At 61.2% G+C, this 14,565-nt stretch carries 10 protein-coding genes; 3 read left to right on the top strand and 7 right to left on the bottom strand.

Annotation, left to right across the window (positions count from 1 at the left end; all coding sequences use genetic code 11):
• Positions 1-19 precede the first annotated feature (19 nt).
• From P5W99_RS18475 to P5W99_RS18445, 7 genes are all read right to left on the bottom strand, one after another.
• Positions 20-847: an enoyl-CoA hydratase/isomerase family protein gene (locus tag P5W99_RS18475; RefSeq protein WP_421026616.1), complete on the bottom strand. Its 828-nt coding sequence runs from the start codon at positions 845-847 to the stop codon at positions 20-22.
• Between the two features lie 41 nt (positions 848-888).
• Positions 889-1,653 carry an SDR family oxidoreductase gene (locus P5W99_RS18470; protein ID WP_421026615.1) on the bottom strand — a complete coding sequence of 255 codons (765 nt, stop codon included), beginning with the start codon at positions 1,651-1,653 and terminating at the stop codon, positions 889-891.
• 3 nt (positions 1,654-1,656) lie between these two features.
• Complete coding sequence (locus P5W99_RS18465) at positions 1,657-2,823, bottom strand: DUF1254 domain-containing protein (protein WP_434664186.1); 1,167 nt, start codon at positions 2,821-2,823, stop codon at positions 1,657-1,659.
• Positions 2,793-4,091, bottom strand: a complete 1,299-nt coding sequence (locus P5W99_RS18460) for a DUF1254 domain-containing protein (RefSeq protein ID WP_421026613.1) — start codon at positions 4,089-4,091, stop codon at positions 2,793-2,795. Before P5W99_RS18460 ends, P5W99_RS18465 begins: the two co-directional genes overlap by 31 nt.
• A gap of 85 nt (positions 4,092-4,176) precedes the next feature.
• A complete protein-coding gene (locus P5W99_RS18455; RefSeq protein WP_421026612.1) occupies positions 4,177-5,415 on the bottom strand; it encodes an MFS transporter in 1,239 nt (412 codons plus the stop codon).
• Positions 5,416-5,631: 216 nt separating this feature from the next.
• On the bottom strand, positions 5,632-7,572 hold the full coding sequence (locus tag P5W99_RS18450; RefSeq protein WP_434664184.1) for an alkyl/aryl-sulfatase: 1,941 nt from the start codon (positions 7,570-7,572) through the stop codon (positions 5,632-5,634).
• A gap of 100 nt (positions 7,573-7,672) precedes the next feature.
• On the bottom strand, positions 7,673-9,475 hold the full coding sequence (locus P5W99_RS18445) for an alkyl sulfatase dimerization domain-containing protein (protein WP_421026611.1): 1,803 nt from the start codon (positions 9,473-9,475) through the stop codon (positions 7,673-7,675).
• Positions 9,476-9,733: 258 nt separating this feature from the next.
• Here P5W99_RS18445 and P5W99_RS18440 point away from each other — a divergent pair, with 258 nt between their 5' ends.
• The 3 genes from P5W99_RS18440 (at position 9,734) to P5W99_RS18430 (ending at position 14,553) form a co-directional block, all read left to right on the top strand.
• A complete protein-coding gene (locus P5W99_RS18440; protein ID WP_434664182.1) occupies positions 9,734-10,675 on the top strand; it encodes an alpha/beta fold hydrolase in 942 nt (313 codons plus the stop codon).
• A 59-nt stretch (positions 10,676-10,734) separates the two neighbouring features.
• Positions 10,735-11,697: a cyclase family protein gene (locus P5W99_RS18435; RefSeq protein WP_434664180.1), complete on the top strand. Its 963-nt coding sequence runs from the start codon at positions 10,735-10,737 to the stop codon at positions 11,695-11,697.
• Positions 11,698-12,018: 321 nt separating this feature from the next.
• On the top strand, positions 12,019-14,553 hold the full coding sequence (locus tag P5W99_RS18430) for a LuxR C-terminal-related transcriptional regulator (protein WP_434664178.1): 2,535 nt from the start codon (positions 12,019-12,021) through the stop codon (positions 14,551-14,553).
• Positions 14,554-14,565 lie beyond the last annotated feature (12 nt).

Below are 14,565 nucleotides of genomic sequence, written 5' to 3'. Positions count from 1 at the left end.
TTCATTGGCCCGGGAAGCGTCACATACGGTCCCAGTCGAACCGTCGCGGTCTGCCGGTAACGAACGCAGCGATGGCTTCCGCGAAATAGGCCGTGGCCGCCGCGTCGGCCTGCCCTTCAGCCTCAAGCTCCGCGAACTCTCGATAGGACGTTTCAAAGCTCCGGTTGAGGAGCCGCTTCGCGATACCCGTCGCGTCGCGCGACGCCTCCCTGAAACGCTCTGCGAAGCGGCACGCCGCTTCCACGAGATCGTCGGCGTCGTGAATGGCATGCACGATACCGAGCTGTTTCGCTTCCTCGGCGCTCATGCTGCGCGCGGTCATGACGAGCTCCTTCGTTGTGGACAGCCCGACGATCCGGGGAAGCTGATATAGCGCCGCCAGATCCGGAATCAATCCAATCTTCCCGAACGACATGCAGAATGTCGCGCGAGGCGACGCGAAGACGAAGTCGGCAGCCAGCGCGAGCGAGAATCCAGCGCCCGCAGCCGGCCCTTCCACCGCCGCAATGACGGGCATCTCGAGGTCTCGAAGCCGCCCGAACCATTCATGAATATCGAGCACGAGTGCCCGTACATCCATCGGCGCGGGCCGCCGGGAATCGTCGGTGCTGCTGTCTTCCGTTGCCTTCAGATCGGCGCCTGAACAGAAGCTGCCGCCCGAACCGGTCAATACGAGCGCCGCGATATCGCGTCTACCATCGAGCCAATCCAGCATGTCCCGATAGTCCCGGCGCAATGCGACACCCAGCGCGTTGCGCGACGAAGGGTGCTGGTGAGAGAGCAGCGCCACCCCATCCCTTACGACAAGCCGGCTCCGCCGCAGCGGCAAAACGGAACGCTCAGGCACGTTTTCTCCAGATCGACACAGATGGCATCGACGCTTTCCCGTTAGATCGTCAGGCCGCCGTCCACCACGACACACTCGCCATTCGTATAGCTGGCCGCATCGGACACCAGATACAGCACCGTGCCAGCCATCTCGCGCGGTTGTGCGTGGCGGCGCAGCGGGATATCGGCCAGCCAACGCTCGTAGATGTCCTTGTTCTCGAACAGCGCACCCGCAAACTTCGTTTCCGTGAGGCCGGGGAGCAGCGCATTCACGCGAATGCCGAACGATCCGCACTCCTTTGCGAATGCTTTCGTCATATTCACGACTGCCGCCTTGGTGATCGAATAGATGCCCTGTCTGTCGCCCGGCTGCAGTGCGTTTATCGATGCCGTATTGACGATGGCCCCGCCACCCTGTTCCTTCATCATCTTGCCCGCTTCGACCGACATGAAGAAATAGCCGCGCACATTGACCTCGACTGTCTTGTTGTAGGCGGCGAGATCTGTGTCGAGGATGTGCCCGAAATAGGGATTGGCTGCCGCGTTGTTCACGAGGATGTCCAGACGCGCATGCCTGCTGCGAATATGCTCGAACGCGCCGGCAATGTCCTCCATCCTGCCGACGTGGCAGGCAAGCGCTTCGGCACTCCCCCCCGCCTGCACGATTCGATCGGCAACCGCCTGACAATCCGCAATCTTGCGGCTCGACACGATCACGTGCGCCCCCTGCTCCGCAAGCAGTTTGGCAATCTCCTCGCCAATCCCGCGGCTCGCTCCGGTCACGAGCGCAATCTTTCCAGTCAAGTCAAACAAATTCCTGCCCACGTCTCACTGCTCCCGTTGCATCGTTGAAAAATTTCGATCGCCCTGGCACACCGGCTGCGCAAGCGGGAAAGTCCATTCGCCGCGCAGCACCGCCCCGCGCGGCCGATACAACCGAACCAGATAATTCCAGCCGGGCATCGTCGGCAGACAGTTTGGAGTTCTTCCATCGCAGCCACCGAACTGGATCGTCACTGTGCCGTCGCTGCCCCGCTTCGCCGTGAGGTTGTTCACCGAATAAGCCTCCAGCCCGTTCGGCTCGAAATAGCCATCGGCGTTATAGACACTCACGGACCAGAAACCGTCGACCGGCACCTCTCCCACGGTCATGCGGTACACGGTATGGCCATCGTTGTACGCTGGCGTAATCGGCAAATAGAGCGTGTCTTGCTCGGGGATGCCGCCCCAGGCCATCGCCGTTCCCACCAGATGGTGTATCTGATGCACCTGCTCCCGAGTGCCGAACATCCGGCGGGTGTCGGACAGGCTCGTACCCAGCACCAGCAAAGCGTCGCGGATCGTCTTCAATCCGGCCCGATCCCAATTCGGCACTTCGAAGCTACCGACGTCCCGCTGCGATACCTCGATGGCATCCTGCAAGGCATGGGCGCGCCGCATGTCGACCGGATCGTCGGGGTTGGCAAGGATGCGAACGCCCATGAGCACGTAACGGGTACCCAACTGTTCGATGTCGAAAGTATGCGAGCCCGAAACATAAACCAACGGGTACGTGTAGTGGTCCTCGTCGATGACCTGCAGCGAGAGGTAATGCTCCCCCGCGTCGGGCAGCGTAACCGTGACGGGGCCGGCACCCAGGTCGAACACCGCTGTCGAATAGAGCGTATCGCGGTTGGGGCGCACGACGGTCTGTTTGTCCAGCTCGACCATCGCGCGACGATGGACGAACCGGCCCAAAGCGCCCCGCCCCGCGACCGCGCAGAAGTACTTGTCGGTTTCCGCCCGAATGTAATTGTCGAGCGTCACTGCCACCACGTTCGATGTGCCTTCAGCAATCTCTGCACCGCGCGTGGATGAATTCACCATGCTGTGCGTCGATGCGGAAGGCTGAGTTGTCTGCAATGTCACGATTGCACTCTTATCGCTGGTATCGAGGAACGTCACTGGCCGCTTCCCTGAAAACGTCATCGGAACCGCAGCACCGGCGGCTTCCATGTGCCGCTCAGCACCTCGGACTTCGGCAGATAAAGCCGCAGCGCGATCTTCAGCGGGCCATTCGGGGCCGGCAGCCAGTTGGATTCCTCATCATGTGCGGGCCGTTCATGCTGGATATAGATCGTCACGGCGCCGTCGGGATCACGCTTGAGCGCGGGCAGCATCGCCGAATTGACAAGGTAGCGTCCGATCGGATTGTCCACCAGCAACTGCGACGGAAGTTCATACGGCGTCAAGGACCAGAACGCGTCGACCGGCGGCAGTTGCCCCGGTTCGAATCTCAGCATGTAGCGATGTTTGCCGGTGTCGTACGGCTTTCCAGCCTCATCCATCAGATACCCGTGGTAGTACGCCTCCTCCACCGAATGTCCATAGATGCCTGCTGCCGTGGCCGTCATCCGATATGTGTAGTTATTCCTCAAATGCTCGCGTGAGCCAAGGATGTCGCCGACATTCACGGTTGAACCGTATTGCCTGCGGACCTCGGCGACCGCTTTCCATGCATCCGCCATGCCGTCGCCGATCGCCTGCCGCTCTTCCGGCGACAGACGCTTGGCATCGAACGTCCTGCCCGCGCCAATTCCCAGTTTCTCGAAACGCGCCAGCAGTTCCCGCTCCGAAGGGTGCGTCGGGCAGAAACGCAAGATGAAATTCAGCAACGCGAAGAATTCGAGCGACGTGCGTTCTTCCTGAGCGGAAAGCGGTTTCGCAAAGACGATGGGCGGCGCGGGTGGCGGCGCGGGCCTGCCGAGGTATTGCGACAAGCTCTGCACCGTGTATCCCGATTGCACCTCTTTCACCGCTTCAAGGTCGTCCGGGCCGTAGAGCTGGGTCCGGTACATCACGAGGCCAAGTTCGGTCTCGCAACGAAACACCTTTTCTATGCCATCGGGCGTATCGCCGTTCCATGCTGGCCCGGCCAGCATGATTCGCGCGCCTCCGTTTCCTGTGGTGCGGGTACCGGCGTAGGCAAAGTTGAATGTGTAAAGGTCGATAAACTGCGCAGAAAAATAGCGGCCACCCTCGACCGGCGGCATCGTCAGGACCAGCGGCTCCGTGCGCAGGTCCGCGCCCAGGAACGAATACGGCGTATCGGAATTTGGCGTGTGAATGGCCGTATCTTTTGGCGTGTAGACGCGTCCCACATTCACGATCGTATTCCACGGCCCCTTGTACTCGGGATCGTCGCGATTTTCGAAATACGAGTAAAGGATGCGGTAGTTATCGACCAGCGAGAACCCAAACGCATAGGCGTCACTCGCGAGCATTCGTATTTCATCAAGCGCCAAAGAAAGTCTCACCCGTTTACTCCCCCAGTTTTTTGCCTGCGATATTCGTCGGCGGTTCGTGCGCTCAGGCGATGCTGCTCGCCGCCCGCACATGTGTTTGACGCACCCGCTCGGGATGCAGATAGCGGATACCCAGCAGCGCTACGACAATCAACAGTCCTCCACCGATTGCAAAGCCAAGCTGATACCCGAAGGCGCCTGCGCCGTGATAGTGCTCCACCAGTCGCCCCATCACCGTCGGCGAAATCGCGCCCGCGCTGGTGGCGATGCCGAGATAGATTCCCATGATCGAGCTGCGCTGGACTGCCGGCACCAGTTCCGCAAGGACAGCGGGAACGAACCCAAAGCAGATCGTCGGGAGGCACGTCGCAACGCTAAGCAACAATGCCTTGGGCAAGGGCGCGACGTTAATCACGGCCAGACCGATGAACAGCATGCCTGCGAGAAGAAAAGCCGCGGTAATGAAGTTGACGCGCGCCGTCCGGCTCGATGCGCCGCGAGCAAGCATGCGATCCGACAGCAAGCTCAGCACGATGTTATAGGGCGCCGTTAGCAGTGCTGCGAACGAAAAGAGCCGGCCTGAAGTCACGGCGTCGAAGCCCAGGCCCAATTGCAGATAGGCAGGCAGCCAGGTCAGGAACAACGCGCTTGTCCAGTAGGCCGCGAGACCGATCAGGAAGAGAATGAACACGGACGGTACGGTCAGGATGCTGCGGTAAGGCACTCGCTGCGCCGACTTGTCGGACATCGAAACGCCACCGGTCTTGTCAGAAGCGCCGCGTGGTCCGTCCAGGGTGCCCTCCCGGCCGAAGACGAGCCACAAGAGACACCAGACCGCGCCAATGACCGCGAGAAGTATGAAGTTAACTCGCCAGCCAAAATGCTTTGAAACGAGCGGAATCACGAGGCCAGCCAGCACGAGGCCGAACGCGGCGCCCTGATTCAGAATGGCCAGCGGCAGGTTTCGCTTCTCGTTGGGAAACCATTTGAAAAGCGCATGCATCGCAATGGGCATGGATGGCCCTTCTGCCGCGCCGAGCGCCACGCGGCAGATGAGAATGGTCATGAGACCATGAGCGAAAATCAGCGGAACCTGCAGTACAGACCAGCTGGCCACCAGCACGAGCAATATCCACCGTGCGGGATATCGGTCGGCCAGGAAGCTAAGGACCACACCCGCAATCGAGAATACCCAGAAGAAGCTCCCCGCCAGCAGCCCGAACTTGAATGCGGAAATCTTGAGTTCCACCATCAGTGGCACGGCCACCATCCCGAGAGCGATCTTGTCGAGAAAATTGATCAACGCCAGTCCGGTAAGGAGCGAGGAAATGCTCCATGCCCGAAGTGGCCGATATGCTGCATTAGTCATCCTTGATTGCCCCCGTATTCCAGTGATTGACGTGTGCAGCCCCGATGCGAAGCCTCGCAAACGTCAGGAAGTCGTTTCGGACCCGACCGTATAAATGCATTTCAGAGCGCCCTCCGCGGGCGCGCAGGTCGGCCAATAGCCGGCCGGTGCTCAAGGCTCGACGACATTGAAGTGGCCAGTGAATGTATCGAGCATGCCGAGCATGTCCACGAAACGCTGCGATTCACCCTCGAGATGAATCTCACCGCAATCGATGGATTCGGCGAAGCCGGATTCGCCGCACAAAATCCGGTTGAGCAACGCGCGCGTCATGGTCAGCGCAACGTGCGCAGGTTGTCGCGACGCCTGCGTCGAATGCGTGAGCACTCCGTTCTGAAGATTCAAGGAATAGCGGCTGCCTGTATCGGCGAACTGCCAATCGATACGCAACGCCAGGTGCTGCGCCTTCAATCCATCGATTCTTATCGAGAGGTAGTCGAAAAACATCTCGTCGGTCATCGCGCACACCATGTCGGCGCTACGCTTGTTGAAACCCGACGAAAGCCCAAGTCCTTCGCGCAGTTTCCGCGCGCCCAGCAGAAATGCATTGCGCCACGTGGCGGACTCGGCCTGGAAACCCATCTGCTCGAGCGCAGCGGCCCCCAGCTCGCGCGCGTCGCGCAACGCGGGCTGCGCGAACACCAGATGGTTCATCACCTGCGCGACCCAGCGGTATTCGCCACGCTCGAAATCGCGGCGCGCGCGTTCGAGCATCGAATCGGCCCCGCCCATGTATTCGACATAGCGCGGTGCGGACATCTCGGGCGGCAACGCATGGAGCTGGCTCGGGTTGCCGTCGTACCAGCTCAGGTAATGCTGATAGATGGCTTTGACATTGTGCGAAACCGTTCCGTAGTAGCCCCGCGTGTGCCACTGCGAAGCGAGGCTCTCTGGTAACCGCATCTGTTCCGCGATTTCTGCGGCGGTTAAGCCATGATTCATCAGACGCACGGTCTGGTCATGCAGATACTTGTATACGTCGCGCTGCTGTTCCAGATAGGCGGTGATGCGCTCTGCGCCCCATGTCGGCCAGTGATGCTGCGCGAAAACCACGTCCGCATGCGGTGCGTATCGCTCCAGGGAACGCTGGAGGTAACGCGACCACAGAAACGCATTACGCACCTGTGCCCCACGCAGCGGACATAGATTGTGCAATGTACGCGTACCGTTCTCCGCAAGATTCAGCGCACGCAGTTGCGGAAAGAAAAAATGCATCTCCGCAGGCGCTTCGCTGTCCGGCGTGAGCTGGAACACAATTTCGACGCCGTCGATCACATGCGTTTCGCTTTCGTTGCGAATCAGCAGCGTGGGCTCAATCAGCGTAAGCGTTCCTCGCGGGCCATTCTTGCCGAGTCCGGAGTCGATCTGACAACACGCATTGCGCTCCAGCGTATGGCCGAACTGGAATTGCGCCCGGCGTGCCATCGCGGTTCCGGCGAGAACATTCTCGGACACGGCCTCTTGCATGAACCCTTCCGGCGCAATGACGGCGATTTTTCCGGCCCGTACGTCGGCGACATCCGCGACGCCTTTCGCGCCACCAAAATGATCGACATGACTATGGCTGTAGATCACCGCCACAACCGGCTTGGCGGGCCGGTGCTGCCGATAAAGGCCGAGCGCGGCCTGCGCCGTTTCCTTGGTCGACATCGGATCGATAATGATTAGGCCGGTGTCGCCTTCGATTATCGTCATATTCGAGAGGTCGAAGCCGCGTACCTGATAGATGCGCTCCGTGACCTGGAACAGGCCGTGAATCGCGTTCAGACGCGCGAGCCGCCATAACGCGGGATGGGCCGTATCGGGAGCCTGCGGTTCGTCCAGGAAACCGTAGTCGCCGAGGCTCCAGACAAGACGCCCATAGGCATCGCGTACTTCGGCGTCCGGGATTGTGCCGATGAAGCCGCGGCGCGCATCCTGCTCGTCGAGAGGATCGTCGGGCGGCAATTCACTCAGCGCCTGTTGCTGTGCTGCACGCGTCGCCGCCGTGGCAAATCGCTGGACTGCGGCGGCGGCCTTTGACTCGATCTCGCGAACGTTGCTAGTGGACATGATACGTTTCGATTTTCCGTATTGAAGTTCGAAATCCAACTGCCTCGACTCCTGCTTTCGCCGTCCCACAGCCTCCAGTTCCGACCCGGGACGCCCGCCATCAGTCCATCGGCGGAATGCTGAAATTCGTCTTCGGATCGAGATGGTCGAAGCGGCCGAGGAACGTATGTACCCGCTCGCGGCTGCCTTCGATATGCGTCGTCGGATCGGCCAGCAGTGCGTCCACATCGTATTCGCCGTTGTAGAACTTCGCCCATGCAAGCCGCGGCAGCACGATGGTGTCCTCCGCCTGCCGATAGTGGCTCGCCGGATTGGCCAGGAATTCCGCCACGCCGTTGCGCACATGCAGTCCGTAAGTCCTGTCGACATCCGTGAATCGCACCGCCAGCACGCAGTCGACGCCCTCCGCCTTGACCGGGTCGATACGCACGCGGAAATGGTTGACCAGCACCGCAGGGTCCGCGAGCATCAGGCGTGCAATGGGCAAGAAGAGCACGCGCGGAATCTTCGTGCTGCCTTCGAGGGCGCGTGCCTGAGAAATCAGGAAGGCTCGTGCGATCGAGCCCGTCGCCACCTGCGCCATCTTGCGCAACGCCGTGGCCTTGGTGCGGCGCACCGCGGGATCGCGCGGATCGAGACGGTACAGATAGTTGGCAAGTTGCGCCGCCCACGCGAATTCGTTGTTGTCCAGTGCCTTCCCGGCAGCCGCCATCAGTTGCTCGCGACCGCCGGCGAGCTCCGCCATCTTCTGGGCTTCCACCACGGTGGGCAGCGTGTTGATGTTGGCCGCATCGCCGTCGAACCATCCGAGCGCGTGCTGGAAGATGGCCTGCGGAAAAGCGGACAGTTCACCGTACACTTCCGCGTTCTGCGGGATCTCCTTGAGCGCACCGGGCAGCACCAGCGTGTGCTTGAGGTCCTGCAGGCTGAGCCCTTTCAGTGCGCCGCGCACGGTCTGGTCGTAGATGAAGGCAAGAGCGTCCATGTACCCGGTTACGGTCCTGTGCGACGCTTCTTTTCCCATGATCGGGAAAGTGTGGGTCGACAGCACGTATTCGGGATCCAGGTCGCGGATCTCTCTCAGACCCGCAATCCAGCTGCGCGGATCGCGAAACGCCGCGCCGCGCAGCGGATAGACGTTCGGAATCGCATGCCAGAGCATGTTGGTCAGCGCCACTTTCTGCTCCGGCAGCCATACCGTGATGCAGTCGTCCGCATCGGAACCATATTTCGTAAGGAAGCGCATGCGCACGCCATCGATCACGGCTTCTTCCTCGTGCTGGACGAGTCGCGTCGGCGGCAGCATCGCGCGTTCAGGCTTGAAGTCCATCAGCGGCGCGATCGCCGCATCCGGACCTTCGGCGGGCATGAAATTGTTGAACTGCTGCATGGCGCGGACGTTCTGCACAATGTCCAGTTCCGGAATCGGCAGATCGGGCGAAGCGAGGTTTTTCGGCAGATTCGGATGCGCGACGATCTCCACATCCTTGTTGCCCTCCGCGATCACGCCTGCGCCCCAGATATAGTGCCAGTGACTGTAAATGATCGCCGTAACGGGCTTTGCGCTGACCTTGCGGATGTCGTGCAGGATCGTTTCGGCTTCCTTCACACTGAATCCGGTGTCGTAGACGATCAGCCCGCGCTCGCCTTCGATGACATGGACGTTCACCAGGCTATGTCCAATGATCGACCAGACGCCGTCTGTGATTTTGCGTACCTCCGGGACATGCGGCTCCGATGCGTACAAGCCCTCCAGCGCCGCGCGATTGACGACAGCGCCGTTTGACGCGGTGGCGAGTTCCACGGGCGCACCCATGTAGCGCGCGATGGTAGGTGCATGAATTCCCGGCATTGTGTCTGCGTGTGCCATATCGATGTCGTCGTTGAAGGGTCTTTGGGTCATTGTGAGTCGAATTCCGGTTTCAGGAATACCGTAATCTGTCGGCTGGACGAGGCAGGGACGCAACCCTGGTTACGCTGCGTTCCAAGCCGTGCTGGACATCATCTAAACACAGAAATCGGCGCCCTCGCCCCCTCGAAACAAGGGGGAGAAACGACCCGGTAAAACGGTACGCTTCATATCCAACGCGTACAGCGACACTGTCTGCGCCCGCCGAGCGAGACGTACTTCCCTCTCGAACCTGTTGCCAAGGAGCTGCGCATGCCCCCAGAGATCCGTCACCATTACGTGACGCTCAATACCCATACGTTTCACTACGCGAGCTGCGGCGAGCCCGATCGCCCGCTCCTGCTGTTCGTACATGGTTTTCCCGAATGCTGGCTGGCATGGCAAGCGCAGCTGGCCTGGTTCGGACAGCACTATCACGCAGTCGCGCTGGACACCCGCGGCGTGAACGAATCGAGCGGTCCCATGCAGACCGATGGCTATGGCGTTCAACATCTGGTCGACGATCTGCGTGCGCTGCTGGACCATCTCGGCCACGAGCAATGCGTGCTGGTGGGGCATGATTGGGGTGGCGCGATTGCGTGTGCATTCGCGCTTGCTCACCCAAACCGCCTGCGTGGTCTCGTCATGATCAACATTCCGCATCCGGCAGTGTTTCGGCGGGAGCTCGCAACCAATCCGGATCAGCAAGCGGCAAGCGCCTACATCCAGCTGTTCGCCAAGGAAGGCTCGGAAGTCGGGATCTGCGCAAACGACTTCGAGTATCTGAAGGGCTTCATCATGACCGGCTGGGACTACGACGGCCTTCCGCCGTGGTTCGACGAGGCGCTGCAGGCCGGGTATCGACGCATGTGGTCGACGCCTGGCTCCGTGCGCGCCGGTCTGTCCTACTATCGCGCGTCAGTGGCGCGTCAGACCAATAGCCAGGGCACGGAACTCGCTCCCCTGCCAACCGACGCCCAGGCACTGCTCGTGAAGGTTCCGACGCTGGTCATCTGGGGCGAGCGCGATCGGCTTCTCCTCACGGGATGCCTGAATGGCGCCGAGCAATACTTCGCAGACCTGCGGATTGAACGCATTCCCGAGGGTAGTCACTGGGTGGTGCACGAGCAGGGACCGCGCGTGAACGGTCTCATCGAATCGTTTCTTGACCGCACTGGACACGAGCGCGCCGTCGTGCCCGAAAGCGCGCGTTGATTCACGTCGCGACGGATGCCACCGGAGCGCGGAACTGCGTATCGAGAGGGAGTGAATGCATGGAACAGAAAACCGTTCCCCAGATTGCCGAACTACTGCGCGATGCCCCGAAGAACTGGGGCAAATGGGGCCCCGACGACGAGGTCGGCTCGCTGAATTACCTGACGCACGCCGAAGTGCTGCGCGGCGTCCAGGCGGTGCGCTCTGGCAAGACCTTCACGTTGCAGATTCAGATGGCGCACCCGGAAGGCGATCCGGTCTGGCCCGGCCGGATGCAGGCGTGCCGCATGAATGTGATGGACAAGGGACACTGGATGTGCGGCAAGGGACCTTTGTTCCCGGGGCTCGCCCAGTACGCGGACGACATGATGATCATGTATCTGCAAGGTTCGACGCAGTACGACGCGCTCGGCCACGTGTGGCACGACGACCAGCTTTGGAATGGCTACGATGCGCAATCGACCATCGGCGGTCTGTCGAAGGCGAGCGTGCTGCCGATCGCGGAACGCGGCATCGTCGGGCGCGGCGTGCTGGTCGACATCGCACGCCATCGGGGCAAGGCGGTGCTCGATCCGGGCGAGACGTTCACGCACCGCGATCTGCTTGATGCCGCCGACGCCCAGGACGTGAAAATCGAGAAGCGCGATATCCTCCTGATCCGCACCGGCTGGATCGGCTCTTTCTATCAGCGCGACAAGGCTGAGTTCTACAAGGATTACGTCGAGCCGGGTCTGACCTATAGCCCCGAGCTCGTCGAGTGGTTCAAGGACATGGAAATTCCAAATCTCGTGACCGACACCATGGCGAACGAAGTCACGATCGATCCGGCCTCGGGCGCCGCACTGCTGTTGCACAACGCGCTGATGCGCAACCTCGGCGTCACCTTGACCGAGATCGCGCAGCTCGATCCGCTCGCCGCCGACTGTGCGGACGACGGGCAATGGTCATTCCTGTACGCGGCCGCGCCGCTGAAGATCGTCAACGGCAGCGGCGCGCCCGTGAATCCGGTTGTCATCAAGTAACCGGAACCGCCGTTCAGTCCGTCGGCTTCGCCAGACCAGGCTTCGAGCGCAACAGAACTTCCACTGCATCGTTTCACCGTTGCGGTCGTGGCAAGCTAGTGTTTAACCATGCCTTTGGCTTCTTCCAGGAGAGGCTGTCCGTTTGCAGATCTGCGATGAGACGGTACAGCGCTCTTGCCAGAGCGCCCAGGCAACCGGGCATCGACTGGTAACGCCTTGAATCCCTCTTTCTCCAAACGCCTGGTTTCTACCAGGTTTTCCCCGCCGCGCATCGGTGCCAAATACGTCACACGCACAAGCTTGCTCGAGCAGTTGCAACGTATGCGATATTGCCGCCTTGCGCTCGTTACCGGTAGCGCGGGCTACGGCAAGACGACCTTGCTCGCGCAATGGCGCGCGGCCTGTCTGAAAGCCGGTGCGAAGGTCGCGTGGCTTTCACTGACGGCCGACGACAATAGCTTTACCGACTTTTGCACCGCCATTTTCGCGGCAATGCAGCGCGCCGGCATTCTCGCCGGGACAGGCCCGCTGGTCGACAACGGGAGCGCTGCCGTACTGGACGCGTTCGTCGCCACAATAGTCGACGCCGTGGCCGAGTTGCCGGGCGAGCTGTATCTCGTCATCGACGATTACCACCACGTCGAGGCTCCCCTCGCGCACAAATTCATACAGAAGCTGGCAGATTACGGACCGGGAAATTTTCATCTCGTGATCGCGTCCCGCGTCTCGCCACCGTTGTCCCTGAGCCGGCTGCGCGTGATGGATCAGCTCGTAGAAGTCGAGAGCGATGGGCTACCGTTCGATCTGCACGAAACACGCACCTTCATTGACGAGAATCTGGGGCCAGGCAAGCTCAACGCGGACGATGTCACGCTCATTCACGAACTGACGAGCGGTTGGCCGTCCTGCATCCAGTTGATCGTCACCATGCTGAAGAATCGTCCGGACACGCGCGCGATACTGCACGATCTCGTCTCGCGCTCGAGCGATCTGCAGACGTATCTGAGCGAAGAAGTCATGGCCGACCTCCCGGCTGAACTCGCGGAGTTTGCGGAAGGTCTCTCGGTGGTTCGGCGCTTCAACGCGCAGCTCGCGCGCTCGATCACCGGAAACGAGCGCGCCGCCGACCTGTTGCATCGCATGGAAGAGGAGAATCTGCTGATCATGCGTGTCGATTCGAACGATCGGCGTGCATGGTATCGATTTCATCCGCTTTTCGGCGAGTTCCTCGCTACTCGGCTCGCCCGGCGCGATAGCGCGGTGGTGCGTGAACTGCATCGACGCACGAGCCGCTGGTTCGCCGAGCACGGTTTTTTCGCCGAATCGGTGCACCACGCCAGTTCAGCCGACGATGTGGAATTCGCCGTATCGATCATCGAACGGGCGGCGCCCGCGACGTGGAACGCGGAATATGTGGGGCCGACCCTGCGCCTGCTCGAGCGTCTGCCTGAGGAAACGTTGTTCAGGCATCACCGGCTGCTGTTCATCGCCTGCCTGACCGTTGCGCTCACGACGCGCGCGGCGAAAGTCCAGACGTGGCTGTCCCGCTTGCAAACGGATGCGCTATCCCGGCATCCGGAGATCGCGCGCAGCCTGCCGCTGATCCAGGCCGCCATCGCGCTACAGCACGACGACACGCATCGCATGATCGAACTGCTGGAGCCGCTGCGCGATACAACGATCGAAAATTCACTTCTGCGGTACCTGCTGGTTTCCGAGCTGGCTTCGGCTTATGCCGCGGCAGGCCGCTACGCTGACGCGCAACGCTTGTTCGAACATCACCCCATTTCATGGGCAGACCGAAACAACGATATGGCGCTCGTCGCGCGAGCCGCCCGCGCGGCGGCCATGCTGCTCGAAGGCAATGTGCGCGAGGTCGAGCGAACGTACTCGACCCTGCCCGATCAGTGCGTTCGTGCTACCGGCCGCAACTCGATTAGCGCCAACGTGAGCGCGAGCGTGCTGGCGGACGCGTACTACGAGCTCGACCGCGTCGACGACGCGAGGGAGATGATCGCCAATCGCCGCGAGCTGCTGCAGGAAAGCCCCGACGCGGCGCTCACCTTTCTGCAGCACCAGACCGCCTACCTGCGCGGCATGCGCCGCAACCGCGCCGCCGCGCATATGCTGGCGGAGCAGGTCAAGATATGGCTTCTCGAACACAACCGCGCGCAGGCAATGGAGGCGCTGGCTTCGCTCGACGAGATCGCGCAGGCACATTCGGCCGAACAGGGTTATCTGGCCGAGCTTCCAGCGATCGCGGCAATCGCCCGCGCGCGCGTGTTGCGTGGAGCGCGCCCCGCCGATGCGCTGCGGGTCCTGGAAATCGCCGGGCGCCACGCTACAGCATTCGGCCGCAGCAGGCTGGCGGCACTCAACGACCTGCTTTCGGCCATCCTGCGCTCGGACGAGCGTCAGTTCGACGAGGCACAGCGTTGTCTCGCGCGGGCTGTCGGCGCAGCACGGCATTTCGGTTTCGTGCGCACGTTCGTGGACGAAGGCGCGCCCGCTGCCGCACTGCTGTGCGAAATGTTGCGCGAGCGGAAAGCCGAGGCCGCCACGCTGGAATATGCAACGGAGCTGATCGCGAGGTTTCCGGACAGTGTCCTGCCCAATAGCCCTTCGGGTACGCCGCGTCGCGCCGGCTCGTCGAAGTTGCAACCTGTTCTGACGCAGCGCGAAGTCGAAATTCTCGACCTCGTCGCGCAAGCCATGTCCAACAAGCGAATCGCGCTTGCGCTCGATATTACCCTCGAAACCGTGAAATGGAATCTGCGCAACGTTTATCTCAAGCTCGGCGTATCCAGCCGCTATGACGCAATGCTATGGGCGCGAAAGCAGGAATTGATCAAATAGAATTTACGCGCG

The sequence above is a fragment of the Paraburkholderia sp. A3BS-1L genome (assembly GCF_051125215.1).
Lineage (GTDB): Bacteria > Pseudomonadota > Gammaproteobacteria > Burkholderiales > Burkholderiaceae > Paraburkholderia.
The sequence above is the reverse complement of the archived record's forward strand: the minus strand, read 5'-3'. Positions and strand labels throughout refer to the sequence as shown.